This is a genomic window from Nocardioides solisilvae, from assembly GCF_003194625.1.
GTDB classification, from domain to species: domain Bacteria; phylum Actinomycetota; class Actinomycetes; order Propionibacteriales; family Nocardioidaceae; genus Nocardioides; species Nocardioides solisilvae.
In genome coordinates this window covers 849123-872150 of sequence record NZ_QHKX01000002.1, presented here as the reverse complement: position 1 = coordinate 872150, position 23028 = coordinate 849123, and the positions used below count along the sequence as shown (strand labels likewise).

The following is a 23028-nucleotide window of genomic DNA, read 5'->3' as shown; positions in this document are numbered from 1 at the left end:
CGTGCTCGGACCGGCCAGCCCTCCCGGGCGGCGCGCCCCCGTCGCGGAGAACCCATGTCCTTCCTCAAGCGAGCCAGGCCGGCCACTCGTGGCCTCGCCCTCGCCAGCCTGTTCCTCACCCTTCCCGGCGCCGCCCTCGGCGTCGGTGCCGACCTGTCCGGCGCCGCCCCCGCGGCCGCCGCCCCCGTGCCCCAGCGCCCCCTCGCGGGCGACGAGGCCGGCCAGGCGGCGGACGCCGCCGCGGCCGACCCCCACGCCTGGCGCGGCAACGCGCGGATCGCCGTGCGACGCGCCGGCGCGGAGCGGGGCGACGTCACCACCGTGAAGGCGCGTGGCCGGGCGGGGAAGGGCCGGACCAGGCTCACCCACCGCGCGGTCCGCGCGGAGGGGGTCGCCGTCGGCGCCACCTACCGGGCGGCGGTCCTCGTGCGGGCGCGCAAGAAGCCGGTGAAGGTCACCCTGCGGGTGCGGGAGCAGGGTGCCGGCCAGACCGTGACGCACCGGCGCTCCGTCAGGCTGCGGCCCGGCGCGTGGCGCCCCCTGCGCCTGCGGCTCACCACCACGCTCCCCGACGCCTCCCTGCGGCTCCAGCTGCGCGCGGGGCTGGGCGCGGGACGGCTCCAGGTCGACGAGCCCGCTCTGGTGGGCGTCGCCGGGCGCACCACGCCGCCGCCGCCGCCGACGGAGACCGGTTTCCCCGACGCCGCGTCCACCGGCGTCCAGGACGGCGTCGCGCTGCGCGCCTCGCGCGGGCTCACCGTCACCACCGACGGTGCCGTGGTGGAGAACCTCGACATCTCGGGCCAGCTCCACATCCGCGCCAACAACGTGACGGTGCGCAACGTGCGGGTCCGCAGCAGCGACTACTACGCGCTCTACGTGACCGGCTCCGGCGCCCGGATCGAGCACGTCGAGGTCGACGGGCTCGGCTTCTCGGGCACCGGCGGCGCCGCCGGCATCGGCGGGGGCGGCAAGGGGATGACGGTCGTCGCGGCCGACATCACCGGCGTCGAGAACGGCGTGGTCCCCGGCTCCGGGAGCGTCGTGCAGGACTCGTGGATCCACGGGCTCGCCTCGCCCGGCGACCCGCACTACGACGGCATCCAGATGGACGGCGGGCTGAGCGACATCCGCGTCGTGCACAACACCATCGACATGTCGGAGCACTCCCAGACGGCGGCGGTGATGGTCGACAACTACTTCGGCCCGATCAGCCGGATCTCGGTGACCGGCAACCAGCTCCTGGGCGGTGGCTACACCGTGTACGCCGACGGCTCCTTCTCGTCGTCCGACGCGGTCTCAGCGATCACCTACGCCGACAACGTCTTCGGCAAGGGCCACTGGGGCTACGGGCTGCTGCGCAACGCGGACGTGACCTGGTCGAACAACACCGACCTGGGGACGGGGCGCGCGGTCCGCGCCCGGTCCGAGGGCTAGCGGCTGCAGAGCCGGGACGGAGGGGGAGATGCGCAAGGTGATGGTGGCCTACGGGACGAGGCCGGAGGCCATCAAGATGGCCCCCGTCGTCCTGGCCCTCGCGGAGTCCCGGCACCTGGAGCCGGTCGTCGTGGTGACCGGGCAGCACCGGCAGATGCTGGACCAGGTCAACGGCCTCTTCGGCATCCGTCCGGCCCGCGACCTCGACGTCATCCGGCCCCGGCAGGAGCTGCACGAGGTCACCCAGCGGGTGCTGGCGGGCATGACCGAGGTGCTGCGGGCCGAGCGTCCCGACGCGGTGCTCGTGCAGGGGGACACCACCACCACGATGGTGGCGGCGCTGGCCGCCTTCTATGAGAAGGTGCCCGTCGTCCACCTCGAGGCGGGGCTGCGGACCCACGACCGCTACAACCCCTTCCCCGAGGAGATCAACCGCCGGCTGACCTCCCAGCTGGCCTCGCTCCACCTGGCGCCCACCTCGGTGTCGCGCGACAACCTGCTCCGCGACGGGCTGGACCCCTCCGACGTGGTCGTCACTGGCAACACCGTCATCGACGCGCTGCTGGACGTGGTGGCGCGGGAGCTCCCCCTCGAGGACCCCGCCCTGGCGGTGCTCGACGGGCGTCCTGCCGTCCTGGTCACCAGCCACCGCCGGGAGTCCTGGGGCGAGCCCATGGCCCGGACGGCGTCCGCCGTCGCCCGGCTCGCCAAGGAGTTCCCCGAGACCGTCTTCCTGCTCCCCGCCCACCTGAACCCGACGGTCCGCGAGGTGCTGCTGCCGCCGCTGGAGGGGCTCGCCAACGTGGTCGTCACCGACCCGCTCTCCTACAGCGACTTCGCCCGGGCGATGGCCGCCAGCTCGGTCCTGCTGACCGACAGCGGCGGTGTCCAGGAGGAGGCCCCGAGCCTCGGGAAGCCCGTGCTGGTGCTGCGCGACAACACCGAGCGGCCCGAGGCGGTCACCGCGGGCACGGTGAGGCTGGTCGGCACCGACGAGCGCCTCGTCGTCGAGTCGGTGAGCGAGCTGCTCACCGACCCGGCGGCGTACGACGCGATGGCGCGCGCCGTGAACCCCTACGGCGACGGTCGTGCCGCGCCCCGCTGCATCGCCGCCCTCGAGCACTTCTTCGGGGTGGGGGAGCGGCTCCCCGAGTTCGCCCCCTGAAGGCGGCTCAGCGCCAGATCCCCCGGGTGTCGTAGAGCACCTTGCCCTCGAGCCGCGAGCGGCTGAGCGAGCGGAAGTGGTCGTGGTCGACGAGCACCACGACGATGTCGGCGTCGTCGATCGCCTCGTGGACGCGCTGCAGGCGCACGTGGGGGCGGCCGTCCAACGCCGGGGGCAGGTGGTCCACGAAGGGCTCGGCGACCCGCAGGTCCAGGTCGGGCAGCGCGTCGGCGATGTCGGTGACGATGTCCATCGCCGGGCTCTCGCGCAGGTCGTCGACGTTGGCCTTGTAGGCCAGACCCAGGCAGGCGACCGTCGGGTTGCGGAAGCGCTCGGTCTTGGCGACCACCTGCTCCGCCACGTGGTGCGGCTTGCTGTCGTTGACCTCGCGCGCGGTCCGGATCAGCCGGGAGAGCTGGGGGGCCGCGCCCACGATGAACCACGGGTCCACCGCGATGCAGTGGCCGCCGACGCCAGGCCCCGGGGTGAGGATGTCGACCCGGGGGTGGTGGTTGGCCATCTTGATGATCTCCCACACGTCGAGCCTCAGCTCCTCGCTGATGAGGGAGAGCTCGTTGGCGAAGGCGATGTTGACGTCGCGGTAGGCGTTCTCGACCAGCTTGGCCATCTCGGCGCTGGCCGCGTCCGTCAGGTGGATCTCGCCCTTGCTGAAGACCCGGTAGATCGAGGCCGCCTTCGCCGCGCACCGGCGGGTGACGCCGCCGACCACCCGGTCGTTGGTGATCATCTCGACCATGATCCGGCCCGGCAGCACCCGCTCGGGGCAGTGGGCGACGTGGAAGTCGGGGACGCCCTCGGAGGTGTGGGGCGCCACGAGGTCGGGCCGCAGCTCCTCGAGCCAGCGGCTCACGCCCTCGGTGGTGCCCGGGGGAGAGGTGGACTCGAGCACCACGATCTCCCCGCCCCGGAGCCGGGGCGCGATCTCCTCGACCGCCGCCCGCACGTGGCTCAGGTCGGCCTGGTGGTCGTCGCGGAAGGGCGTCGGGACGGCGATGATGTAGGCGTCCGCCTCGGGCGTCTTCGTGGTGGCGGTGAGCCGGCCCATCGTGACCGCACCGCTCACCCCGATGGCCAGGTCGGGCTCCACGAAGGGCAGCTCGCCGCGCGAGACCGCCTCCACGGTCGCCTCGTTGACGTCGACGCCGATCACCTCGACGCCGCCGACCGCCAGCGAGACGGCGGTCGGAAGGCCGATGTAGCCGAGCCCCACCACCGCGACCTGTCCCTGGAAGACCTCATCCATGTCGTGCCCCCGCTTCCTGCGTGCTCCGAGTCGTCGGCGTGTTCGTCGACGTGGGTGCCGACCCGGTGGTCGGCCGGCGCGGTCCGCGGGGTCGCGGTACGCGCATCCGCACCGGCTGCTCCGTCCGGGCCGGCCGGCCCGGGGCGGACGGCCGGTACGGCGTCCTGGGGTGGATCCGCTCGACCACGAGGAGGCCGACGAACGCCGTGTTGGTGACGAGGTAGCGGCGCCACAGGCGCCGCGGCTCCTGGCGGACCCGGTAGGCCCACTCGAGGCCCGCGCGCTGCCAGCGCTCGGGCGCGCGGCGGGTGACGCCGGCGAGGACGTCGAACGACCCGCCCACGCCGTGCAGCACCGGGACGTCGAGGTCGTCGCCGTAGGTCCCGAGGAAGATCTCCTTGTGCGGCGTGGTCATGCCGAGGAAGAGCATGTCGGCCCGGGAGCGCCGGATCTCGTCGGCCACGGCGGCGGACTCGGAGCGGTCGAAGTAGCCGTCGCGGCTCCCCGCGACCACCACGCCCGGCCAGCGCCTCGCCACGACCTCCTCGAGCGCGGCCAGCACGTCGGGCCGCGCGCCCAGGAGGTAGACCCGCAGGCCGTCGCGGTCCGCGACGTCGAGCAGCGCCTCGAAGAGGTCGATCCCGGCGACCCGCTCGGGCAGGGGGTGGTGCAGCACCCGGCTGGCCCACACCACCGACTGCCCGTCGGCGAGCAGCACGTCGCAGGTGAGCAGCGAGTCGCGCAGCAGCGGGTCTGCCGTCAGCTTGACCACCTTGGCCGCGTTGACGACCCCGATCAGCAGGCGCGCGCGGGTGCGCACCGCCTCGCGCGCCAGCTCCACCGCCTGGGCGAGCGTGAGGGGTGCGACGTCGAGCCCGAAGAGCGGCTGCCCGCGCAGCGCCACGGCCTCACTCATCGCCGGCTCCGGTGGGGAGCCAGGCGTACAGGAGCCAGCCGAGCTCGTAGGGGCGGCACTCGTGGTCCACGACCCCCGGTGGCAGGACGACGTCGAGCCCGGGGACCCGGACGCCGGGGGCCGCCGCGGAGGCCGCGGCCTGCAGGGCCCGCGCCGCCTTGCGCGGCTCGCGTCGGCCGACCTTGCGCCAGACCACGCCCCAGCGCTCGGAGACGAGCTCCTCGAGGGCCTCGGGGTGGCGGCCCAGCCAGCCGACCCCGCGGGCCACGGCGTCGCGGTGGTCGGCTCCGCCGGCCTCGAGCAGGTCGAGGAGCACCATCGGGGCCATGGCGTGCTGGTGGACGCTGTAGACCGGGTACCGCTCGACCACGGTGCCGTCACGGGCGTCGTAGTGCCACCACCACTGCCCCTGCTCGCCCTGGAGGTCGCACAGGCGCGCGGCGGTGAGGTCGGCGGCCGCCAGCCACTCCCCGGGCCCGTGGACCGAGGCCCGGGCCAGCGCCTGCAGCGGGTAGACCTGGTCGGCGAAGCTCCCGACGTGGGCCCGCCAGCGCGGCTTCCCGGCGGAGGGCAGCACGTGGGGGTAGATCCCCTGCGGTCCGCGGCCGGCGGTGAGCCGGGCGGCGGCGCGCTCCGTGACCAGGTCGGTGCGGCCCAGCCCGGCCGCGACGGTGGCGGCCGTGAGCATCCAGGAGACGTCGACCGTCGGCAGCGGCTGCCCCGCGGCGAGGTGCTCCTCCAGGCGGCAGAAGAGCTTGTCGTCGAAGACGCCGCTGAGCTCGGCCTCGGCCCACGCCACCAGCGCCACCGCCCCTGGGTCGGGGTGGTCCAGGGCCGTGCGCGCGGCCCGGGCCAGCACCTCGCCCGGCGACGTGCCGCCCAGCACCTCGCGGGCCCGGGCGGGGCCCAGGCGTCCGAGGCCGAGCAGGGCCATCGCCGTGTAGCGCAGGTTCTGCCCCTCCGCCCTCAGCGCCACGCCGTCGCGCCCGGCGACGAGCCGCAGCGTCTGGGCGAATCCGCCGGCCCCGGCGTCGTACCCGCGGGCGAGCCCGCGCGGTGCGAGCGCCAGCAGGCGCTCGACGTCCTGTGCCACCTCGGGCTCGACGCGTGCGAGCCTGTCCTCGTGCTGGGAGAGCACGTCGTGCTGCTTCATGAGACCCCCCGATCCGTCCTCACATCGTGCGGGACCTGAGGGGGTCGGGCTATCACCAGTAGTGGGTAAATGTTGATCAGCGGTCAACCACGGAGGGTGACCAGGCCTCCTCGACGAGCAGGCTCGGCGCCCGGCTCGCCCCCGGCGAGACGTCCAGCGACCAGACGTCGCTCACCCCCGGCTGGTCGGCGCGGGGGAGGCCGTAGATCAGCGTGTCGTCGTCGAGCCACGTGACCTGGTCGTCCACCCCGCGCGGGCCCCGGGAGGGCTCGTGCCGGGCGCCGGTCGCCAGGTCGAGCACGGCGAGCCCCCAGGTCGTCCCCGAGCCCGGGTCGGTGTCGACCTTGAAGGCGACCCGCGAGCCGTCCGGCGACAGCGCCGGGCACTCGGCGTCGCGGGCGACCGAGGTGAGGGTCCGGTCGCCGAGGTCGCCCTCGACGAGCCACGTCGCGCCCCCGGTGGCCACGGTGGCGTAGAAGCGGTCGCCGCCGGCGAAGGTGACGCCCCAGACGTTGCGGTCCACGGGCGAGACGGCGCGGCCGTCCAGGACGAGGTCGAACTGCTCGAGGTTGCCCCAGTCGCGGCCGCCGCCCCACTCGCGCACCACGGTCTCGGTGGAGAAGCCGGTGGCCAGGTAGGAGTGGCCGGTGACGAAGGACGTCGTCGCGACCAGGCTGCCGTCGGGCGAGACGCGCGTCCGGCTCGGGACGCCCGGCAGGGGGTGCGAGCGCTGCACCTGCCAGTCGGCGTCCAGCTCCTGGGCCTCGAAGCCCGTCAGGCCCGCGGTGGTCAGGCAGGAGGCGCCGCCGCTCCACGCGGCGACGCGGTCGCACTGCACGTCGGTGAAGTCGCGGGCCCCCCGAGGGTCGTCGAGAGCCACCATGGCCACCGTGCCGTACCGGTTGTCGAGCCCGGTGTGCCGGAAGACGATCCGCGGGAGCCTCGCCAGGGAGCCGGCGGCCGCGCGGCTCACGGCCGGCTCGCGGGCCCGCTGCTCGTCGACCCGGTCGCGCTCCCGCAGCCCGTACGCCGTCGCCGCGACGACCGCGACGACCGTCACCGCCACGAAGGCGGTCAGGCGCCCCCGGGGGCTCACGCCGCCGCCTCGTCCAGGCGGCGTACCCGCGTCGCGGCCGCCAGCACCGCCACCGCGAGGCCGGCGGCCACCACCAGCAGCGCCGTCCGGACCCCGAGCGTCAGCCACAGGAAGCCGAAGCCGAACGACGCGGCCATCCGGGCGAGCGCCACCACTGTCTGGGCGGCCGCGATCCCGCTCGCCCGCGCCTGCACCGGCACGAGCCGCCCGGCCAGCGCGGCCGTCACGCCGTCGGTGGCGGCGTAGAACAGCCCCAGCAGCAGCAGGGTCGCCACGACGGCCACCGCCGCCGGCTCCACGGCGGTGGCGCAGAGGTAGGCGACCGCGAGCACGGCGTGCCCCGCCACGAGCACCCGGGCCCGCCCGACCCGGTCGGAGAGGCGGCCGACCGGCACGGCGAGCAGCAGGTAGACCACGTTGGTCCCGACGTACATCAGGGGGAACCAGACGGCCGCGATCCCGCCCTGCTCCAGCAGGGCGAGGTAGAGGAAGCCGTCGCCGACGGTGAGCACGCCGAGCCCCGCCGCCACCAGCAGCAGGGGGCGCAGCCGCCGGTCCGCCAGGTCCCGCAGGCGGACCCGGGGCGGGTCGCCGTCCGCCTCGCGGTCGGCCGCGCCGTCCGGGCCGCGGAGGCGCACGTCGGGCCCCAGCAGCCCGAGCAGGGCCACCCCGACGACCGCGAAGGCCAGGGAGACGACCAGCACCACCCGGTGGCCCCCGGGGACGGCCCACAGCACGCCGAAGGCGACCAGCGGCCCCAGCGCGGCGCCGAGGGTGTCGAGCATCCGGTGGACGCCGAAGGCGCGGCCCAGGTGCTCGGGCGGGGCGCTCGCCGAGATCATCGCGTCCCGCGGCGCCGTCCGGATCCCCTTGCCCAGCCGGTCGACCGCGACCACCGAGGCGACGCTGCCGAGCCCGGCGGCGAAGAGCAGCAGGAGCCGGGCCAGGGCGGAGAGGAGATAGCCGGCGAGGGCCACCCACTTGGGGCGGTCCGTCCGGTCGGCCAGCCAGCCCCCGGCCAGGCGGACGAGGGCGCTCAGCCCCTGGTGCAGCCCGTCGACGAACCCGTAGGCCATCGCCGAGAGCCCGAGCACCCCGGTGACGTAGAGGGGCAGGATCGCCGCGACCGACTCCGACGAGACGTCGGTGAGCAGGCTGACCATGCCGAGGACGACGACCGCCCGCCCGACCCGGCGGGGAGCGGGCCGCGCGTCCCGCGGGAGCCGGGCGTCGGGACCGGCCGGCGGGCGGTCCCGGAGGGAGAGGTACACCGGGTCACCCGTCCCCGGCGTGCAGGACGCCGTGGACCGAGTACGCCGTGCCCCGGCCGGCCGGGCGCAGGGTGACCACCACCGAGCTGCGTCCGCGCCGGAACGCGGCGGCCTGGGTGCCGGCGACCGCGGGCGTGACCTCCTCGGCCATCCCGTACCGCCCCAGCCGCAGTCGCAGCCCCCGCAGCACCCGGGCCGGCGGGCGGTCGGTCCGGGCGTCGAGGGCGACCTGCACCCGCGACCCGTCCCTCGAGACGCTGCTGGCGGTGACCGTCGAGCCCGCCACCGGCCGCACCGCCGCCGGGAAGCCCGCGACCAGCTCGCCCCCCGCCCGACCGCTCCGCGGGAGCGGGGTCGGGAGGAGCGGCGGCGCCGCTCCGGGACGGGTGGTGCCGAGCGTGGGCGCGGCGGGTCCCGGCGTCCCGGGCATCTCCAGGCCCCCGGACGCGGCGGGCTCCGAGGAGGACGACGGCGACGAGGACGAAGGGGACGACGACGGGGACGACGGCGGGGACGACGGCGGCGGGGACGACGACGGGGGCGCCGACGAGGGCGGTGCCGTCCGCGTGCGGGACGGTCGCGGCGTCGAGGCCTTGGGCGGCGGGGAGGTCGCGGACGAGCCCGGGTCCGTGGCCGGCGTCCCTGGCTCCGCGGTCTCCAAGAAGCCCGGGGACGACGCGGCGTCCGGCGCCCGGGTCTCGTCGCCGGAGCACCCCGCCGGCGCCACCGCCAGGGCCAGCGCCCCCAGGGCGAGCGCCCCCAGGGTGGGGGCGCCCGCGAGCCGCGCGCGACCGGTCCGCACCGACATGACGCACCCCCCGGTGGCTGTTGTCCTGTGGTCATCAGTATCGACGGCCGGGGGCTCGCGCGAGTCCCCCAATTGCGGTAAGCGTGGGCCCCGGTCCCTCGCGGCCCGGGGGTCGGGGACGTGAGAGGCTGCGCCTGTGACGACCCCAGAGACTCCCCAGATCCCCGCCGCCGCCCTCGCCGACGACCACGCCTTCGCCGTGTGGGCCGCCGAGCAGGCCGGCGTGCGACTGCTCGAGGTCCGCGCCCAGGGCCTCCAGGGCAAGGCCCTCAAGGACGCCGGCGACGCGGCCGCCCAGTCGGTCCTCGCCGAGCTGCTGGCGACCCACCGCCCCGACGACTCCGTCCTGTCGGAGGAGGCCGCCGACGACAAGGCCCGCCTCGAGGCCGAGCGGGTCTGGATCATCGACCCCCTGGACGGCACCCGCGAGTTCTCCGAGCCGCCGCGCGACGACTGGGCCGTCCACGTCGCCCTGTGGCAGCGGACCGCCGGGCCCGACGGGGCCGGCGAGCTCGTCGCGGGTGCCGTGGCGCAGCCGGCGCTGGGGGAGACCTTCAACACCGCCATGCCCTCCGTGGTGCCGCCGCGCACCGCCGGGAAGCCGCGGATCGCCGTCTCCCGCTCGCGCCCGCCGGCCTTCGTCGAGGCGCTGGCCGCGGAGCTGGACGCCGTCCTGGTGCCGATGGGCTCGGCCGGCGTCAAGGTGATGAGCGTGGTCCGCGACGTCGCGGACGCCTACGTCCACGCGGGCGGCCAGTACGAGTGGGACAACGCGGCCCCCGTGGCCGTGGCCCGGGCCGCCGGCCTTTTCTGCTCCCGCGTCGACGGCTCCGAGCTCGTCTACAACAAGGACGACGTCTCGCTGCCCGACCTCATCGTCTGCCGCCCCGAGCTGGCCGAGTCGATCGTCGACTTCGTCCGCCGCCACGGCACCGACTGACCCGGTCCGCCGGCCCCGGACGCACGACGGCCGCGACCCCGCCGGGGGTCGCGGCCGTCGTCGTCACGGCTGCTGGGGTCAGCGGACGATGTAGGGGTTGGTCCAGCCGGTGTAGTGCTGGTCGCTCGGCACGGTGACGCTGAACTGGAAGCCGCGCTTGTTGGGGGCCTTCACCTTGAAGACGCCCTTCTTGTTGGTCTTGACGGTCCGCCACTTCTTGGGCGTCTGCTTCTTGCCGACCAGGCGCTTGAGGACGACCTTGCGCTTCTTGAAGTCCGGCGTGATCTTGCCGGTCAGCGTCAGCTTGTTGGTCTTGATGGTGACCTTGCGCTGCACCGCCATCGGCAGCTCGTTGGACTCGCTGACGCCGTAGGCGTAGGAGCTGCTCGCGCCGCCGTCGTAGATCAGCTTGTAGAGGGTGTTGCTCTTCGCCTTGTGCCGGAAGGAGAGGTAGCCGCTGGCGTTGGCGGTCTCCACGGGCAGGTAGTCGGCGTCGCGGGAGCTCTTCGCGTAGAGGGTCACGGTGCCGTAGGAGACGCTGCGCCCGGCGGCGTCGCGGACGGCACCGGTGATCCAGGCCTCCTCACCGACGACGATGGCCGGGTCGCTGGTCTCCAGCACGGCGACGGTGGCGATCGGCTCGACGGCCTGGGCGGGGGCCCCGACGGCGAGCGGGACGAGGCCGAGCAGGCCCGCGGAGGTGATGCCTGCGAGCAGGCGGGTGGTCTTCATACCCCGGTGTTTCCCTTCTGGTGGACGTGGGCCTGTTCCCACGAAGTCGTGTGAGGCGGCCCCCGAGAGCCGCCGCGCAAGTCCTACCCCAGGTGAGGTATGGCCAAACCAAGGGATGCGCGGTAGCCCTTTCGGGCCATTTCCGGGTGCCGCTGCCGTGTTCTGCCACGGACCCGGTGTGGCTCGGGTCACCGTGGAGGCATGTGGGACACCGTCGACACCTCGGGCTCGAGCCACCTCTCTCACGACATGCCGTGCACGACGTGCGGGCACGCCGGCCACGTCTACCTGCCCTGCTCGGACAGCTGCGACTGCCAGCCGGTCACCGCGGCCGCACGCCGCGCACCGGTGCTGGCCTGACCCCCGGGCCGTAGACTCGGCGCGCACCCCCGACCCCGCCCGGTCGGGGGACTGTCGTGCTCGTCGTCGTCGGAAGGCCCTGTCGTGAGCCCTGGCTCCACGCTCACCTCGCTCACCCGCGCAGTCCTGGCCGACCCGGCGCTCGCCGAGTCGATGGCCGATGCCCGGGGCGGCGCCGTCCGCGCCCTCGACCTCACCGGTCCCGCGGCCCTGCGCCCGTTCGTGGTCCGGGGCCTGGTGGACGCCGGCCGCTTCGTGCTGGTGGTCACCGCCACCACCCGCGAGGCGGAGGACCTGACCGCAGAGCTGGGCGCGCTGCTGGATCCGGCCACCGTGGCGCACTACCCCTCGTGGGAGACCCTGCCGCACGAGCGGCTCAGCCCGCGCAGCGACACGGTCGGCAGGCGGCTCGCCGTGCTCCGCCGCCTGGTGCACCCCGGCGAGGACGCCAGCAACGGCCCGCTCCGGGTGGTCGTCGCCCCCGTCCGGTCGGTGCTCCAGCCGCAGGTGAAGGGGCTGGCCGACCTGGTGCCCGTCGAGCTGGTCAAGGGCCAGGAGGTCGCCATCGACGACGTCGTCCGCGGCCTCGCGGACGCGGCGTACTCGCGCGTCGACCTGGTCGAGCGGCGCGGCGAGTTCGCGGTCCGCGGCGGCATCGTCGACGTCTTCCCGCCCACCGAGGAGCACCCGCTGCGGGTGGAGTTCTGGGGCGACGACGTGGAGGAGATCCGCAGCTTCTCCGTCGCCGACCAGCGCACCCTGGAGGAGGTGCCGCGGCTGTGGGCGCCGCCGTGCCGCGAGCTGCTGCTCACCGAGGAGGTGCGGGCCCGGGCGGCCGAGCTGGGCCGCGCCCACCCGCAGCTGCTCGAGATGACCGACAAGATCGCCGCCGGCATCGCAGTGGAGGGCATGGAGTCCCTTGCGCCGGTGCTCGTCGACGACATGGAGCTCCTCGTCGACCTGCTCCCCGCCGACACCCACGTGCTGGTCCTCGACCCCGAGCGTGCCCGGACCCGCGCGCACGACCTGGTCGCGACCAGCGAGGAGTTCCTCGGCGCCAGCTGGGCCGCGGCGGCCAGCGGCGGCTCGGCCCCGATCGACCTGTCGGTGGCCTCCTACCGCGAGGTCGCCGACGTGCGCGAGCACGCGCTCGGCCGGGGCCTGGCCTGGTGGTCGATGAGTCCCTTCGGCCTCGGCGACACCGCCGAGCTGGCCGAGCTCGACCTCGACGTGCGGATCGGCGCCGTGGAGTCGCGGACGCTGTCGGCCCAGCCGGTCGAGAGCTACCGCGGCGACCTCGAGCGGGCGCTGCGCGACGTGACGCAGTGGCTGGCCCACGACCACCAGGTGGTCGTCATGTACCCCGGCCACGGGCCCGCCCAGCGGCTGGTCGAGGTGCTGTCCGAGCACGACGTCCCCGCCCGGCTCGCGGAGCCCACCGACCAGCCGGCCGGCCCCGGCGTCGTCACGGTCACCTGCGGCCCGCTCGACCACGGCTTCACCGATCCCGACCGCAAGGTCGTCCTGCTGACCTCGGAGGACCTGTCGGGGCAGAAGTCCTCCACCCGCGACATGCGCAAGATGCCCGCGCGCCGCAAGAAGCAGATCGACCCGCTCGAGCTCAAGACCGGCGACTACGTCGTCCACGAGAAGCACGGCGTGGGCCGCTTCATCGAGATGAAGCAGCGGGAGGTCCAGGGCGCGACCCGCGAGTACCTGGTCGTCGAGTACGGCGCCTCCAAGCGCGGCGCGCCGCCGGACCGCCTCTACATCCCCGCCGACACCCTCGACCAGGTCACCCGGTACGTCGGCGGGGAGCAGCCCAGCCTCGACCGGCTCGGCGGCGCGGACTGGACCAAGCGGAAGAACAAGGCGCGCAAGGCGGTCCGCGAGATCGCGGGCGAGCTGATCAAGCTGTACGCCGCCCGGCAGGCGACGCAGGGGTACGCCTACGGCCCCGACACCCCCTGGCAGCAGGAGCTCGAGGACGCCTTCCCCTTCGCCGAGACCCCCGACCAGCTCACCACGGTCGACGAGGTGAAGGCCGACATGCGCAAGACGGTCCCGATGGACCGCCTGATCTGCGGCGACGTGGGCTACGGCAAGACCGAGATCGCGGTCCGGGCGGCGTTCAAGGCCGTCCAGGACGGCAAGCAGGTCGCCGTCCTGGTGCCGACCACGCTGCTGGTCACCCAGCACCTGAGCACCTTCACGGAGCGGATGAGCGGCTTCCCGGTCGTGCTGAAGGCGCTGAGCCGCTTCCAGTCCGACAAGGAGGCGAAGGAGGTGCTGGCGGGGCTGGCCGAGGGCAGCATCGACATCGTCGTCGGCACCCACCGGCTGCTGGGCAAGGAGGTCCGGTTCAAGGACCTCGGGCTGATCATCGTCGACGAGGAGCAGCGGTTCGGCGTCGAGCACAAGGAGCAGATGAAGTCGCTGCGGACCTCGGTGGACGTGCTCTCGATGAGCGCCACCCCGATCCCGCGCACGCTCGAGATGGCGGTCACCGGGATCCGCGAGATGTCGACGATCACCACCCCGCCCGAGGAGCGGCACCCGGTGCTGACGTACGTCGGCGCCTACGAGGACCGCCAGGTGGTGGCCGCGATCCGGCGGGAGCTGCTCCGCGACGGCCAGGTCTTCTACATCCACAACCGGGTGCAGTCGATCGAGAAGGCCGCGGCGAAGCTCCGCGAGCTCGTCCCCGAGGCGCGGGTGGCCACCGCCCACGGCCAGATGGGGGAGAAGCAGCTCGAGCAGGTGATGCTCGACTTCTGGGAGAAGAGGTTCGACGTCCTGGTCTGCACCACGCTCGTCGAGTCGGGCCTGGACGTCTCCAACGCCAACACGATGATCATCGAGCGCTCCGACACCCTCGGCCTCTCCCAGCTGCACCAGCTGCGCGGCCGGGTCGGCCGGTCGCGCGAGCGGGCCTACGCCTACTTCCTCTACCCGTCGGAGAAGCCGCTGACCGAGACCGCCCACGAGCGGCTCGCGACCCTGGCCCAGCACTCCGACCTCGGCGGCGGCATGGCGATCGCGATGAAGGACCTCGAGATCCGCGGCGCAGGCAACCTGCTGGGCGGCGAGCAGTCGGGACACATCGCCGACGTGGGCTTCGACCTCTACGTCCGGCTGGTCGGGGAGGCCGTGAGCGAGTTCCGCGGCGAGGAGAACGACGAGGTCGAGGAGGTCCGCATCGAGCTGCCCGTCGACGCCCACCTGCCCCACGACTACGTGCCGAGCGAGCGGCTCCGGCTGGAGATGTACAAGCGGCTGTCGGAGGTGCGCGGCGACGACGACGTCGACGCGATCCGCGAGGAGCTCGTCGACCGCTACGGCCCGCCGCCCGAGGTCGTCGAGACGCTGCTGCTGGTGGCCCGCTTCCGCGCCCGTGCCCGCCGCGCCGGGCTCACCGAGGTCGGGGTGGCCGGCAAGAACGTCCGGTTCGCGCCGGTCCGGCTGCCCGACTCCCGGCAGGTCCGGCTGCAGCGGCTCTACCCGAAGGGCAGGCTGCACAGCCAGGTCGACGCGCTCATGGTGCCGCGCCCCCTCGGGTCGGCGAACGGCACCGGCATCGCCCTGCTTCAATGGGCCTACGGCGTGATCGACCAGATCATCGACCCGCCGCCCGCTGCTGCCCCTGCCAGCTGACGTCCGCACCTCCGAGGAGAACCCGTGAGCTCGTCCCGCACCCGTCGTACCGCCCTCGTCGCCGCCACCGCCGCCGTGATCCTCTCCGGCTGCGGCGCGGGCGACTCGCAGACGGCGGCCACGGTCGGCGACCGGGAGGTCTCGATGGCGTCGGTCGACCGCCTCGCGCGGGCGATCTGCGAGCGCGAGGAGCGCCAGTACGAGGAGACCGGCCAGAGCCTGGCCATGGAGCGGCTGCGCCAGACCGCGCTCAACACCCTGACGATCGAGGCCGTGGCCGAGCAGGTCGCCGAGGAGTACGACGTGCGTCCCGGCGCGGCGTACGGGCGTGCGCGTGCCGGCTACGAGGCCGAGGCCGAGTCCCTCGGTCTCTCCGAGGAGGTCCGCGAGGCCTACGTCGACGGCTCGTCGGTGGACGCGCTGCTGGAGGACGTCTTCCTCGGGGTCGGGCGCTCGCTCCTCGCCGAGGAGGGCGTGACCGAGGCGTCGGAGCAGCAGGCCGCGGAGCGCGGCATCGACGTCGTCCGCACCTGGCCGGAGCGCTACGACCTCGAGGTCAACCCGGTCTTCGACGTCCGGGTGGAGGACGGGATGCTGCGCCCGGCCGGTGGCGCGAGCCGGGTGGGCGTGGCGGTCTCCGAGACCGCGACGAGCGCGGCCGCGACCGCCGAGGACCCGAGTCTCGCCTCCGGCCTCCCCGACCACCTGCGCTGCGGCTGACCCTCGTGGCGGGCGACCGGGAGCCCGTCGGCGAGCCGCTCCTGGAGCTCGCCGAGGTGATGCGGCGGCTGCGCGCGGAGTGCCCCTGGAAGGCGGCGCAGACCCACCGCTCGCTCCAGCGCTACCTCGTCGAGGAGACCCACGAGGTGCTGGAGGCGATCGACGTCGGCGACGCCACCGGCGACTGGGACCACCTGCGTGAGGAGCTCGGCGACCTGCTGCTCCAGGTCTACTTCCACGCCGCGGTCGCGGAGGGGCGCGGCGCCTTCACCCTGGACGACGTCGCCCGGGGCATCACCGAGAAGATGCGGCGCCGCAACCCCCACGTCTTCGGCGACGCCGACGCCACGTCGGCAGCGGCCGGCCTCGACCCCGCCGCCGTCAACGAGCTGTGGGAGCAGGCGAAGGCCGCGGAGAAGCAGCGCACGTCGGTCCTCGACGGCCTGGCCCCCGGGTTGCCCGCCCTGCTCCTCGCCGACAAGGTGCTCGACCGCCTCGAGCGCGAGGCCCGCGGCCCCGGCGGACGTCATCAGGAGGGGTCGCCGGAGCAACCGGGCGTGATGACGTCCCAGGAGGTCGGGGAGGAGCTGCTCGCGCTCGTCGCCCGCGCTCGCGCCGACGGCGTGGACCCCGAGCAGGCGCTGCGCGACGCCGTACGCCGTCTCGTCTGACGCCGGCGGGGGCCCCGCGGAGAGGGGCGAGCCGGGCGACCCCGGAGACGAGCGATCCCCCGCCAGGCGGACCCGGCGGGGGATCGGTGGAGGTGCCTCAGGAAGCGCAGACGGTGTAGACGGTGACGTTCGTCTGTCCCTCGTAGGTGTACATGCTCGTCGTCCAGTGTGTCGGGGCTGACGTGACGAGGTTGCGGTTCGCGTCGCTGGGGTAGCTGCTTCCCGTGATCAGGTCGATGGGCTGGCTCGGGGAGACGGCTCCTCCGATCGCGACCTCGCCGGGGAGGCACGCGCCGCCCAGGACGCGCACCGTCTCGATGGAACCGACGGTTACGGTCTGGCCGGGTCGGTAGGCGACCCCCGCGAACGATCCGGCGGCACCGGTCGCGCCCGTGGCACCGGTCGCGCCGGTGACACCCGGCACGCCCTGCGCGCCGGTGGGGCCCGTCTCGCCGACGGGGCCGGTCGGGCCGGTGGGACCCGGGTCGCCGGTCTGGCCGGTGACGCCCGTGGCTCCGGTCGCGCCGTCCATGCCCGCGGGCCCGGTGGGCCCGGTGGGGCCGACCTCACCGACCGCGCCGGTGATGCCCTGCGCACCGTCGGCACCCGGCACCCCCTGCGGGCCGTCGGCACCCGTGGCACCGGTGGCGCCGGTGGGGCCCGTGGCGCCCGTCGCGCCCGTGGCGCCGACGGGGCCGGCCGGGCCGATGTCGCCCTGGATGCCCTGGACGCCCTGGAGGCCCTGGGCGCCGGTGGCACCCGCGGCGCCGGTGGCGCCGGTCTCGCCCTGCACACCCTGCACACCCTGCACGCCCTGGATGCCCTGGGCGCCGGTGGCACCCGTGGCACCCGTGGCGCCGGTCGAGCCCGTGGCGCCGGTCTCGCCCTGCACACCCTGCACACCCTGGATGCCCTGGGCGCCGGTGGCACCCGTGGCGCCGGTGGCACCGGTCGAGCCCGTGGCACCCGTGGCGCCGGTCTCGCCCTGGATGCCCTGGACACCCTGGAGGCCCTGGGTGCCCGTGGCACCCGTGGCACCCGTGGCCCCGGTCGAGCCCGTCGAGCCCGTCGCGCCGGTCTCGCCCTGCACACCTTGCAGGCCCTGCGCGCCGGTCGCGCCCGTCGCGCCGGTCTCACCCTGCACGCCCTGGACACCCTGGGGTCCGGCAGCGCCGGTGGCACCACGCTCACCCTGCGGGCCGGCCTCACCTCGGGGGCCGGCCACACCCTGCGGACCTTGCGGTCCCTGGGGACCGGTCTCGCCCGGCTTGCCCTGGGGGCCCTTGGCCGGGTTGGGGTTGTTGCGCCCCTTGTACCAGCGGATCTCCTGCTGGCCGGGGCGGCAGTCCTGGCGGGGTCGCACGATCTCGAGCTTCCCGGTCTTGACCGAGTAGCAGGCCTTGATGACCCGCTCGAACTGCGCGGGCTTCGCGGAGGCCGAGGGGATGGTCGTGGTGAAGAGCCCGGAGACCGCGATGGCGGCGAGGGAGGCCTGGGCGAGGCGCTGTCGTCGTGGAGTCACCGGCGCAATCTAGGCGCAAGGACGAAGGTCCCGTGGCGTTTTCGGGCAACCTTTGCCCACGCGCGTCCGGAGTCCTCGCTCACCCGTAGCTGGGCGCGGTGACCTCGGACATCGCCGGGTCGAGCCGCAGGCCGGTCGCGAGGTGCTCCTCGCCCTCGGCCTTGCGGCCGAGGTGGAGCAGCGCGAAGCCCAGCCGCATGTGCGCACGCGCCATCTCGGGGTCCGAGGCGACGGCTCGCTCGAAGTAGTCGACGGCGGTCTCGACGTCGCCGGTCTCGGCGATCACGCCGCGGTTGTAGAGCGCGGCGGCGAACTCGGGGTAGACCTCGAGGGCCCGGTCGTACGCCGCCGTGGCGGCGTCGGCGTCACCGGTCTGCTGCTCGAGGAGCCCGAGGTTGTAGTGGCCGTAGGCGTTGCCCGGGTCGAGCTCGAGGAGCTCGTCGAGCGTCGCGCGCGCGTCGTCGTACTCCTCGGCGCCGATCTGCGCCTGGCTCCTCGAGACGAGGGTGTCGACCTCCTTCTGCTCGGCGGCCGACAGGCTGCTGCCGTCCTGCTCGTCGTCGGAGCTGCACGCGGCAGCGCCGAGGACCAGGGCGACGACGACGAACGGCGAGAGCAGGGAGCGCAGGGAGATCACCGGGGGATCGTAGAGGTGGTCCAGACCTCCTGAGGGGTGAACGGCGAGATCCATCGCCCCGTAGCATCCGGCCCATGTCCCGCCTGGGTGTGCACATGATCGTCAAGGACGAGGCCCACGTCATCGAGCGCTGCCTGGGCAGCCTCCGCGGCTTCGTCGACTGGTGGGTGGTCTGCGACACCGGCTCCACCGACGGCACCCAGGAGGTCGTCCGGCGGGTGATGGTCGGCGTGCCCGGCCGCCTGCTGGAGCGGCCCTGGGTCGACTTCGGCCACAACCGCCAGGAGGCTCTGGAGGCGGCCCGCGACCTGCCGGAGTCCGCGCCCGACGACTACGTCCTGTGGATCGACGCCGACGACCAGCTCACTGACCTGCCCGACGAGCTGCCCGAGCTCACGCTCGACGGCTACCACCTGCCCGTCGACTACGGCTCGACGCGCTTCAGCCGGGTCACCCTGACCCGGCTGGGGTCTCCCTGGCGGTGGACCGGCGCGGTGCACGAGTACCTCGACCTGCCGACCGCGACGCTCGGTCGCCTCGACGCGCCGCGCGTGCTCGTCGCCGGGGGAGGGGCGCGGTCCACTGACCCCGACCGGTTCCGCAAGGACGCCGCGCTGCTCGAGGCCGAGCTGGCACGCGACCCCGACGACCCCCGCGCGCAGTTCTACCTCGCCCAGTCGTGGCGCGACGCCGGCGAGACCGAGCGGGCGATCGCGGCGTACCGGGTGCGGATGGCCAACGAGCGCGGCTGGGCGCAGGAGCGCTTCTACTCCGCCCTCCAGCTGGCCCGCCTGCTGCGCGTGACGGGCCGTCCGGCCGACGAGGTCGCCGCGGCGTTCCTCGACGCCGTCCACCTCGACCCGTCGCGCGCCGAGCCGCTGGTCGACCTGGCCCACCACGAGCGTGTCCGCGAGCGCTTCGCGGTCGCGGCGATCTACGCGCGGGCGGCGCTGCGGCTCCCGCCCGCCCCGGACACCGCGCTCTTCGTGGAGCCCGACGCCCACGGCGTCCGCGCCTGGGACGAGCTGGCTGTCGCCTGCTACTGGTCAGGCGAGTACGACGAGGGGCGCGAGGCGGCGGTGAAGGCCCTCGAGCTGCGCCCCGACGACGAGCGGCTCCGCGCCAACCTCGCCTTCTTCGACGCCCGCTGATCGCCGGGCAGCGCGGGAGGGTCGCGGCTCGGGCGGGGCGCGGCGGGGCCCCGGGGGCGCACTAAGGTGGCTCCGACGACCGCCGTCTACCCCCTCAGGAGCAGCACCGTGGCATCCATCGAACTTGTCGGCGCACGCGAGATCCTCGACTCCCGCGGCAACCCCACCGTCGAGGTCGAGGTCCTCCTCGACGACGGCTCGTTCGGCCGCGCCGGCGTCCCCTCGGGCGCCTCGACCGGCGCGTTCGAGGCCGTCGAGCTGCGGGACGGCACGCCCCGGTACGGCGGCAAGGGCGTCGCCAAGGCGGTCAACGCGGTGATCGAGAAGATCGGCCCCGCGCTCGTCGGCCTGGAGGCGGACGACCAGCGCCTCGTGGACCAGACGATGATCGACCTCGACGGCACCGACAACAAGTCCGAGCTGGGCGCCAACGCGATCCTCGGCGTCTCGCTGGCCGTGGCACGGGCCGGGGCGGAGTCGGCCGGGCTCCCGCTCTTCCGCTACGTGGGTGGCCCGAACGCCCACCTCCTGCCGGTGCCGATGATGAACATCCTCAACGGCGGCGCCCACGCCGACACCAACGTCGACATCCAGGAGTTCATGGTCGCCCCGATCGGGGCCCCGACCTTCGGCGAGGCGCTCCAGCAGGGCGCCGAGGTCTACCACGCCCTCAAGTCGGTGCTGAAGAAGAAGGGCCTCGCGACGGGCGTCGGCGACGAGGGCGGCTTCGCCCCCGAGCTGCCCTCCAACCGCGACGCCCTCGACCTGATCGCCGAGGCGATCGGCGTCGCCGGCCTCACCCTCGGCCGCGACGTCGTCCTGGCGCTCGACGTCGCCGCCACCGAGTTCTGCGAGAACGGCTCCTACACGTTCGAGGGCGGCAGCAAGTCGGCCGACCAGATGATCGCGTACTACACGGACCTCGTCTCGTCCTACCCGATCGTCTCGATCGAGGACCCGCTGGACGAGGAGGACTGGGACGGCTGGAAGGCCATCACCGACTCCCTCGGCAGCCGCACCCAGCTGGTCGGCGACGACCTCTTCGTCACCAACGTGCAGCGCCTGCAGCGCGGCATCAGCGGCGGCCAGGCCAACGCCATGCTGGTCAAGGTCAACCAGATCGGCTCGCTCACCGAGACCCTCGACGCCGTGGACCTCGCCCACCGGGCCGGCTACCGCAACATGATGAGCCACCGCTCCGGCGAGACCGAGGACACGACGATCGCCGACCTCGCGGTCGCCACCAACTGCGGCCAGATCAAGACCGGCGCCCCGGCCCGGTCCGAGCGCGTCGCGAAGTACAACCAGCTCCTTCGCATCGAGGACCAGCTGGGCGAGGCCGCGCGCTACGCCGGTGCGGCCGCGTTCCCGCGTTTCACCGCCTGAGCGAGGGAGACTGGTCGCCTGATGGCGACTCGACGAACTCCCCGGTCCACCCCCGGAGGCTCCCGACGACCCGGCCAGCGCGGCCCCGCGCCGCGCGGCCGGGCCGTCGTCGGACCCACCCGCGGCGCGACCCTGCGCCTCGGGGGGCAACCGGCGGCGGCGGGGGGCGACGGTACGCCGCCGAGGCGGCGCCGCTTCCGGCTCACCGGCCGCGCCGGGGTGCTGCTCCTGGTGGTCGCGGTCCTCGCCGTCTCCTACGCCTCGTCGCTGCGCGCCTACCTCGACCAGCGCGCCGACATCCGGGAGATGCGCGAGAGCATCGAGCAGCGCCGGGCCAGCATCGCGGAGCTGGAGCGGGAGAAGGCGCGCTGGGAGGACCCGGCGTTCGTCCGGGCGCAGGCGCGGGAGCGGTTCGGCTACGTGATGCCCGGGGAGACCGGGTTCCAGGTGCTCGACGCCGACGGCAAGCCCCTCGACGAGGGGCCGGGCCTGGCCGACCCCGCGACCGTCGGGGACCAGACCCCGACCCCGTGGTGGAGCGAGGCGTGGGACTCCGTGGAGCTGGCGGGCCACCCGCCGCCGCCGGAGCCGCCGCCGGCCGACAAGATCGACGGCGTCAGGCGCAGCAAGCAGGCAGAGAAGGCACGGGAAGGGACGCAGTGACCGACGCACGGATCGAGGGCCGCGACGAGCAGGCGGTCGCCGCCCAGCTGGGCCGGGAGCCCCGCGGCATCCACGAGGTCGGCCACCGCTGCCCGTGCGGCAACCCCGACGTGGTGACCACCGAGCCGCGCCTGCCGAACGGCACGCCGTTCCCCACGACGTACTACCTCACCTGCCCGCGGGCCGCCTCCCGGATCGGCACCCTCGAGGGCGGGGGCCTGATGAAGGAGATGCAGGCCCGGCTCGCCGACGACGAGGAGCTGGCCGCCGCCTACCGCGCGGCCCACGAGCGCTACCTCGAGGCCCGGGCGGCGATCGGCGCCGAGGCCGGACTCGACGTCCCCGAGATCGAGGGGATCTCCGCCGGCGGGATGCCCGACCGGGTGAAGTGCCTCCACGTGCTGGCCGGCCAGTCCCTGGCCCAGGGCCGCGGCGTCAACCCGCTGGGCGACGAGGTGCTCGACCTGCTGGGCGAGTGGTGGGCCGAGGGGCCGTGCGTCACCGTGGAGCAGGAGGAGGAGCGTGGTGGTTGAGGAGGGCGTTCAGCGCCCGTCTCGAAACCCGGTCGCCGCCATCGACTGCGGCACCAACACCGTCAAGCTGCTGATCGGCACCCTTCCCGAGGTGGCCGTCCGCGAGATGCGGATGGTCCGGCTCGGCGAGGGCGTCGACACCACCGGCGAGCTGTCGGCCGCCGCGCTGGCGCGCTGCTTCGCCGCGATCGACGAGTACGCCGCGCTGATCGCCGAGCACGGCGTGCCTGCCGAGCGGATCCGGTTCTGCGCCACCTCCGCGAGCCGGGACGCGCGCAACGCCGACGTCTTCGCGCAGGGGGTCCGGGAGCGCCTCGGCGTGCTGCCCGAGGTGATCGCGGGGGAGGAGGAGGCCGCGCTCTCCTTCGACGGGGCCGTCCGCAACCTCCGGGAGCCGGCCGCCCCGCCGGTGCTGGTGGTCGACATCGGCGGCGGCTCCACCGAGCTCGTGCTCGGCGTCGACGCTCCGGCGGCCGCGGTCTCGCTCGACATCGGCTCGGTCCGGATGCACGAGCGGCACCTGCACGGCGACCCGGCCACCGCCGACCAGGTCGCCGCCTGCGTCGCCGACGTCGACGCGGCGCTGGACCGCGCGGAGGCCGCCGGCGTCGACCTCTCCTCGGCGGCCAGCGTGGTGGGGGTGGCCGGCACCTGCACGACGGTGGCGGCGGGCTGCCTCGACCTGCCGGCGTACGACCGCGACGCGATCGACCAGGCGGTGCTCACGGTCGCCGAGACGCACGCCTTCGCCGAGCGGCTGCTGGCCGCGCCGGTCGCCGAGCGGCTGGCGATGCCCTTCATGCACCCCGGGCGCGCCGACGTGATCGACGCCGGGGCCCTGATCCTGGACCGCGTGCTGCGTCGCACCTCGGTCGACGCCTGGACCGTCTCGGAGTCCGACATCCTCGACGGCATTGCCTGGTCGGTGGCGGCGCGCGGCGCCTGAGCC

21 protein-coding genes are annotated in these 23028 nt (G+C 74.5%); 12 read left to right on the top strand and 9 right to left on the bottom strand.

Translation table 11 applies throughout. From position 1 onward, the window contains the following. The first annotated feature begins 54 nt into the window (after positions 1-54). Both DNK53_RS10245 and wecB read left to right on the top strand, forming a co-directional pair. On the top strand, positions 55-1437 hold the full coding sequence (locus tag DNK53_RS10245; protein ID WP_110182138.1) for a right-handed parallel beta-helix repeat-containing protein: 1383 nt from the start codon (positions 55-57) through the stop codon (positions 1435-1437). A gap of 28 nt (positions 1438-1465) precedes the next feature. Then, positions 1466-2602: a non-hydrolyzing UDP-N-acetylglucosamine 2-epimerase gene (gene wecB / locus DNK53_RS10240; RefSeq protein WP_110182137.1), complete on the top strand. Its 1137-nt coding sequence runs from the start codon at positions 1466-1468 to the stop codon at positions 2600-2602. A gap of 7 nt (positions 2603-2609) precedes the next feature. On the opposite strand, the gene wecC is transcribed toward wecB, so the two are convergent. The 6 genes from wecC to DNK53_RS10210 all read right to left on the bottom strand — a co-directional run bounded on the left by wecC (position 2610) and on the right by DNK53_RS10210 (position 8732). Next, the gene (wecC, locus tag DNK53_RS10235; protein ID WP_110182136.1) at positions 2610-3866 is read right to left on the bottom strand and encodes a UDP-N-acetyl-D-mannosamine dehydrogenase; all 1257 of its coding nucleotides are present in this window, start codon (positions 3864-3866) and stop codon (positions 2610-2612) included. Next, the gene (locus tag DNK53_RS10230) at positions 3859-4782 is read right to left on the bottom strand and encodes a WecB/TagA/CpsF family glycosyltransferase (RefSeq protein WP_110182135.1); all 924 of its coding nucleotides are present in this window, start codon (positions 4780-4782) and stop codon (positions 3859-3861) included. Before DNK53_RS10230 ends, wecC begins: the two co-directional genes overlap by 8 nt. Then, positions 4775-5935, bottom strand: coding sequence for a hypothetical protein (locus DNK53_RS10225; protein WP_110182134.1), 1161 nt, complete (start codon positions 5933-5935; stop codon positions 4775-4777). The genes DNK53_RS10230 and DNK53_RS10225 overlap by 8 nt, the downstream gene beginning before the upstream one ends. A 76-nt stretch (positions 5936-6011) precedes the next feature. Beyond that, positions 6012-7031 carry a TolB-like translocation protein gene (locus tag DNK53_RS10220; RefSeq protein ID WP_110182133.1) on the bottom strand — a complete coding sequence of 340 codons (1020 nt, stop codon included), beginning with the start codon at positions 7029-7031 and terminating at the stop codon, positions 6012-6014. Continuing rightward, entirely contained in the window at positions 7028-8302 is a 1275-nt protein-coding gene (locus DNK53_RS10215) for an MFS transporter (protein WP_275425745.1), read from the bottom strand. The genes DNK53_RS10220 and DNK53_RS10215 overlap by 4 nt, the downstream gene beginning before the upstream one ends. Before the next feature lie 4 nt (positions 8303-8306). After that, a complete protein-coding gene (locus DNK53_RS10210; RefSeq protein ID WP_110182132.1) occupies positions 8307-8732 on the bottom strand; it encodes a hypothetical protein in 426 nt (141 codons plus the stop codon). A 514-nt stretch (positions 8733-9246) separates the two neighbouring features. Between DNK53_RS10210 and DNK53_RS10200 the strand changes: the two genes are divergently transcribed. Further along, positions 9247-10050: a 3'(2'),5'-bisphosphate nucleotidase CysQ gene (locus DNK53_RS10200; protein ID WP_239456469.1), complete on the top strand. Its 804-nt coding sequence runs from the start codon at positions 9247-9249 to the stop codon at positions 10048-10050. 78 nt (positions 10051-10128) lie between these two features. On the opposite strand, the gene DNK53_RS10195 is transcribed toward DNK53_RS10200, so the two are convergent. Next, a complete protein-coding gene (locus tag DNK53_RS10195; protein WP_110182130.1) occupies positions 10129-10782 on the bottom strand; it encodes a hypothetical protein in 654 nt (217 codons plus the stop codon). 201 nt (positions 10783-10983) lie between these two features. Here DNK53_RS10195 and DNK53_RS17775 point away from each other — a divergent pair, with 201 nt between their 5' ends. From DNK53_RS17775 to DNK53_RS10180, 4 genes are all read left to right on the top strand, one after another. Beyond that, the gene (locus DNK53_RS17775) at positions 10984-11142 is read left to right on the top strand and encodes a hypothetical protein (RefSeq protein ID WP_204163851.1); all 159 of its coding nucleotides are present in this window, start codon (positions 10984-10986) and stop codon (positions 11140-11142) included. 153 nt (positions 11143-11295) lie between these two features. After that, positions 11296-14796, top strand: coding sequence for a transcription-repair coupling factor (gene mfd, locus DNK53_RS10190; protein ID WP_110182443.1), 3501 nt, complete (start codon positions 11296-11298; stop codon positions 14794-14796). A 24-nt stretch (positions 14797-14820) separates the two neighbouring features. Next, entirely contained in the window at positions 14821-15516 is a 696-nt protein-coding gene (locus DNK53_RS10185; protein WP_110182129.1) for a SurA N-terminal domain-containing protein, read from the top strand. A 5-nt stretch (positions 15517-15521) separates the two neighbouring features. Continuing rightward, positions 15522-16187 carry a nucleoside triphosphate pyrophosphohydrolase gene (locus DNK53_RS10180; protein ID WP_239456468.1) on the top strand — a complete coding sequence of 222 codons (666 nt, stop codon included), beginning with the start codon at positions 15522-15524 and terminating at the stop codon, positions 16185-16187. 97 nt (positions 16188-16284) lie between these two features. Here the strand turns inward: DNK53_RS10180 and DNK53_RS18375 are convergent, their stop codons facing one another. Then, positions 16285-17709: a collagen-like domain-containing protein gene (locus tag DNK53_RS18375; protein ID WP_275425744.1), complete on the bottom strand. Its 1425-nt coding sequence runs from the start codon at positions 17707-17709 to the stop codon at positions 16285-16287. Between the two features lie 79 nt (positions 17710-17788). Next, positions 17789-18346, bottom strand: coding sequence for a tetratricopeptide repeat protein (locus tag DNK53_RS10170; protein WP_162599875.1), 558 nt, complete (start codon positions 18344-18346; stop codon positions 17789-17791). Positions 18347-18420: 74 nt separating this feature from the next. Here DNK53_RS10170 and DNK53_RS10165 point away from each other — a divergent pair, with 74 nt between their 5' ends. The 5 genes from DNK53_RS10165 (at position 18421) to DNK53_RS10145 (ending at position 23025) form a co-directional block, all read left to right on the top strand. Further along, positions 18421-19497 carry a tetratricopeptide repeat-containing glycosyltransferase gene (locus DNK53_RS10165; protein ID WP_110182126.1) on the top strand — a complete coding sequence of 359 codons (1077 nt, stop codon included), beginning with the start codon at positions 18421-18423 and terminating at the stop codon, positions 19495-19497. 108 nt (positions 19498-19605) lie between these two features. Continuing rightward, the gene (eno, locus tag DNK53_RS10160) at positions 19606-20883 is read left to right on the top strand and encodes a phosphopyruvate hydratase (protein ID WP_110182125.1); all 1278 of its coding nucleotides are present in this window, start codon (positions 19606-19608) and stop codon (positions 20881-20883) included. A 21-nt stretch (positions 20884-20904) separates the two neighbouring features. Beyond that, entirely contained in the window at positions 20905-21546 is a 642-nt protein-coding gene (locus DNK53_RS10155) for an FtsB family cell division protein (protein ID WP_110182124.1), read from the top strand. Continuing rightward, complete coding sequence (locus DNK53_RS10150; RefSeq protein WP_110182123.1) at positions 21543-22079, top strand: DUF501 domain-containing protein; 537 nt, start codon at positions 21543-21545, stop codon at positions 22077-22079. Before DNK53_RS10155 ends, DNK53_RS10150 begins: the two co-directional genes overlap by 4 nt. Then, complete coding sequence (locus DNK53_RS10145) at positions 22069-23025, top strand: Ppx/GppA phosphatase family protein (protein WP_239456467.1); 957 nt, start codon at positions 22069-22071, stop codon at positions 23023-23025. The genes DNK53_RS10150 and DNK53_RS10145 overlap by 11 nt, the downstream gene beginning before the upstream one ends. Positions 23026-23028: the final 3 nt, after the last annotated feature.

Coding starts and splice junctions, on each gene's coding strand:
- mfd (WP_110182443.1), top strand. CDS start 11,296: ATGGCCGATGCCCGGGGCGGCGCCGTCCGCGCCCTCGACCTCACCGGT.
- DNK53_RS10195 (WP_110182130.1), bottom strand. CDS start 10,782: ATGAAGACCACCCGCCTGCTCGCAGGCATCACCTCCGCGGGCCTGCTC.
- DNK53_RS10245 (WP_110182138.1), top strand. CDS start 55: ATGTCCTTCCTCAAGCGAGCCAGGCCGGCCACTCGTGGCCTCGCCCTC.
- DNK53_RS10225 (WP_110182134.1), bottom strand. CDS start 5,935: ATGAAGCAGCACGACGTGCTCTCCCAGCACGAGGACAGGCTCGCACGC.
- DNK53_RS10155 (WP_110182124.1), top strand. CDS start 20,905: ATGGCGACTCGACGAACTCCCCGGTCCACCCCCGGAGGCTCCCGACGA.
- DNK53_RS10230 (WP_110182135.1), bottom strand. CDS start 4,782: ATGAGTGAGGCCGTGGCGCTGCGCGGGCAGCCGCTCTTCGGGCTCGAC.
- DNK53_RS10210 (WP_110182132.1), bottom strand. CDS start 8,732: ATGCCCGGGACGCCGGGACCCGCCGCGCCCACGCTCGGCACCACCCGT.
- wecC (WP_110182136.1), bottom strand. CDS start 3,866: ATGGATGAGGTCTTCCAGGGACAGGTCGCGGTGGTGGGGCTCGGCTAC.
- DNK53_RS17775 (WP_204163851.1), top strand. CDS start 10,984: ATGTGGGACACCGTCGACACCTCGGGCTCGAGCCACCTCTCTCACGAC.
- wecB (WP_110182137.1), top strand. CDS start 1,466: ATGCGCAAGGTGATGGTGGCCTACGGGACGAGGCCGGAGGCCATCAAG.
- DNK53_RS10165 (WP_110182126.1), top strand. CDS start 18,421: ATGTCCCGCCTGGGTGTGCACATGATCGTCAAGGACGAGGCCCACGTC.